At 65.0% G+C, this 3,029-nt stretch carries 3 protein-coding genes and 1 pseudogene; 2 read left to right on the forward strand and 2 right to left on the reverse strand.

Annotation, left to right across the window (positions count from 1 at the left end; translation table 11 throughout):
* Positions 1-729: lysophospholipid acyltransferase family protein (locus ABWP50_RS12380; RefSeq protein ID WP_353218292.1), on the forward strand; the 729-nt coding region annotated here is incomplete at its 5' end.
* Positions 726-1,724 carry a DUF2125 domain-containing protein gene (locus ABWP50_RS12385; protein WP_353218293.1) on the forward strand — a complete coding sequence of 333 codons (999 nt, stop codon included), beginning with the start codon at positions 726-728 and terminating at the stop codon, positions 1,722-1,724. The genes ABWP50_RS12380 and ABWP50_RS12385, both read left to right, overlap by 4 nt.
* 50 nt (positions 1,725-1,774) lie before the next feature.
* Here ABWP50_RS12385 and ABWP50_RS12390 read toward each other — a convergent pair whose 3' ends face one another.
* Together ABWP50_RS12390 and ABWP50_RS12395 are read right to left on the reverse strand one after the other, a co-directional pair.
* Positions 1,775-2,737 (reverse strand): CsgG/HfaB family protein, encoded by a 963-nt coding sequence (locus tag ABWP50_RS12390; RefSeq protein WP_353218294.1) that lies wholly within the window; start codon positions 2,735-2,737, stop codon positions 1,775-1,777.
* Between the two features lie 122 nt (positions 2,738-2,859).
* Positions 2,860-3,029 (reverse strand): annotated as a pseudogene (locus ABWP50_RS12395) (prephenate/arogenate dehydrogenase family protein); the annotation flags it as partial.

The following is a 3,029-nucleotide window of genomic DNA, read 5'->3' on the forward strand; positions in this document are numbered from 1 at the left end:
GCGCCGGCACCGCTGGCCACACTGGTGGCCTTTGTGCGCACATTGTTGTTTCAGATCATCTTTCTGGGCGGTTCGTTGGTGCTGGTGCCGCTGGCGCTGCTGATGGGCCTGATCGGGCCGGGTGCGCTGCTGTTTGCCGGGCCGCAATTGTGGGCGGGCTGGTTCCGGCTGACCAGCCGGGTGGTGGCCGGCGTGCGGCTGGAGATTGACGGCGAGATTCCGCCCGGCCCGCATCTGTTTGCCCTGAAACACGAAAGCGCCTTTGAAGCGATCCTGACGTTGTGGTGGTTCGATCGGCCGGCGGTGGTGATGAAGCAGGAATTGCGCGCCATTCCGATCTGGGGGCTGGCGGCGGCGCGGCATGGATCGATCTTTGTTGATCGGGCCGGCACATCGGGCATGCTGCGCGAGATGATGCGCCGGGCGCAGGCGGCGGTGGCGCAGGGCCGGCCGGTGGTGATTTTCCCGGAAGGCACCCGCGTCGATGTGGGCGACACTCCGCCGCTGGCGGCTGGATTTGCCGGCCTCTACAAGATGCTCAAGCTGCCGGTGGTGCCGATCGCACTCGATTCGGGCAGCACCTGGCCCAAAAGCTTCATCAAATACCCGGGAACCATCCACATGAAATTGGGCGCCACCATTCCGCCGGGCCTGCCGCGCGCCGAAGCGGAAGGCCGCGTGCATGCCGCGATCAATGCGCTGCAGGCGCTCGACAGGACCGGGTCATGACCGTAGCGGTTCCCCGGCGGCGCTGGCCGCTGTTGCTGGCGGTGCTGCCGCTGCTGCTGGGCCTCGCGGTTTACGGGCAGCTTTGGCGCGGCTGGGCGGCGGAATTCGAAACCACGCTGGCCGACTGGTTTCCAAGCCGGCGCCCGGCGGTGTCGGGCTTTCCGTATCGGCTGGAAACCACGGTGGATGCTCCGATGCTGGTGCACGAAGGCACCGTGCAATTGCGCTTCATCGCAGACCGGCTGCGGCTGAACCGCGGGCCGTGGCGGCCGGAATTGACCGTTATGCAGAGCGAATGGCTGAAGCTGTCAGCGATCTTGCCCGGCCTCAGCCCGCGTGTGCAGGCACCGGCCGGCACGGCGAGCCTGAAGCTTGACCGGGATGATCAAGGGCAAATGCGGCTGGCGCGGCTGTCGATCGTGCTGCCAAATGCGGTGGGCAGCACCGGGCTCGGCCCGACGTTTCAAGCGGACCGGTTGGAATTGCACGGCCGCGAGCTTGAACCCGTGGCCGCGCCGCCAGCCAGCGATCCGCGCCTGCCGCAGCGCGGGCAAGTGGTGATCGGTGCCGAAGGGCTGCGCTTCGGGCGGCGTGGGGAGCAGGGCACCGCCATCAGCATGACCGGTGAAGCCAAGCTGCGCGCAGCGGGCCGGCTGCGCGATTGGGCGGCGTGGGCAGCCGGCGGCGGCAGCATCGATCTGGTGTTGAGCGGCCGCGATGCCACCGGCGAATTGTTTGCGCTGGATGCCAGCATCGTGCCGCTTGGTGCCGGATTGCGGCTGGCGGGCACGATCCGCACCGTGTGCCCGCTGGCTGTGCAGGCTGCATTAAATGGCACAAAAGCAGCGCCGGAACTGCGCCTGCGCGCGCCGGTGCAACTGTCGCTGCAAACATATCTGCCGACTGCAAACGCGCCGATTGTGCAGGGCCTGCCCGCCAATCTGGCTGGCCGCCCACGGCGTGCCCAGCTGCCGCCATGCCCCAGATTGGCGTGACTTCAGCCAGCGGGAGCCAAACGCAGTAACGATGGGCCGGCCTGCTGTGCTTACCGCGCCACGCCGATCGCGACTTCGCTCACCCAGCCTTTGGTGCCGAGTTCGTCGGTCACTTCCCAGAAGCCGCCTTGTTTCTGGCCAGTCGGGTACAGCATGGCGCCGCCATCGAGTGGCTTGATCAGCTGGGCGCTCAGCGATGGGCCAGCGAACATGCGGCCGGCATTTTTCATCACCACCGCCTTTTGTTCAGCCGCGCCGCCGATTGCTGCTTCCATGCCGCCCAGATCGGACACGAGCTTGGTGAACGCATCCAGATACGCCAGCGCGACAACCTGGCCGATTTCCGTTTCCGCATAGCCGCTGGCGCCGCCAGCACCAAGAAAACCGCCAGCAAAAATTCCGCCGCCGGCCCCAAAGCCCACATCGGTCTTGGTGGAACGGCCTTCAGCAACAAATTCTTCGGACGATTTGTTGTTGACCACATTGAGGACGACGTTGGCTGTGCGCTTCTTGATACTGATGCCGCCCAGCAACGCGCCACCAATCCCTGGCACGAACGCGCCCAACAGGCCGCCAATATTGCTGCCGCTTCGGTTGCTGTTGGCCGTGACGATATCGGGAATCAGCGTGAAATCGGCTTCAACCATCTGGCCCAAGCCGACGACGCCGCCGCGGCGCAGTTCGCCGCCTGATGCCAGCGCGCGTTCCTGCTGCATTGCTGCCATGCCGCGCTGCGAACGGTTTACCAGCTTGAAGCAGCCGGATTTCTGCGCATAGACGCGCAGCAGCAATTCAGGCGACCCCAAGCCCAGATCGACCCACCAGCGGTTTTCAGGCTCATTCAGCGCCAGGGTGCCAATTGGCTTTGCGCACGTCGGCAATTCGGCGACTTTTTTGTCGCGGGCCTTTTCAATGCCGCCTCTGCGGCCGGCGTTGGTCTGGGCCGCCGCGGGCGCAGCAGCAACAACAAAGCTCGCCGCAGCGACCAACATGACGATTTTGAAGTTGCTCAAGTTATTGCCTTTCCCTGTTTTGCGCCAGCGCAGTCATTCTATTGGCACGCTGATCGCACCCGCCGTGCGATAATAGCAATTTACGTCGCGAGCGCCAGACAGTTGCACAGCAAAACACGCAGTTAACTTGGCGGCCCGCGCCCAAAATCGGCTTGGTCGGTGTCCTGGCCTTCATCGACGATGCTGCGCCTGATGGTGCGGGTGCGGCTGAACAAGGCTTCGAGGGTGTCGCCTTCGCCCCAGCGGATGGCGCGTTGCAGGGCGACCAGATCTTCGGTGAAGCGGCCCAGCA

Origin of the sequence: Sandarakinorhabdus sp. (assembly GCF_040398645.1) — a bacterium.
Classification (GTDB): domain Bacteria; phylum Pseudomonadota; class Alphaproteobacteria; order Sphingomonadales; family Sphingomonadaceae; genus Sandarakinorhabdus.

Bases quoted from the DNA above. Each gene is read 5' to 3' on its own strand.
- ABWP50_RS12385 (WP_353218293.1), top strand. From the start codon at position 726: ATGACCGTAGCGGTTCCCCGGCGGCGCTGGCCGCTGTTGCTGGCGGTG.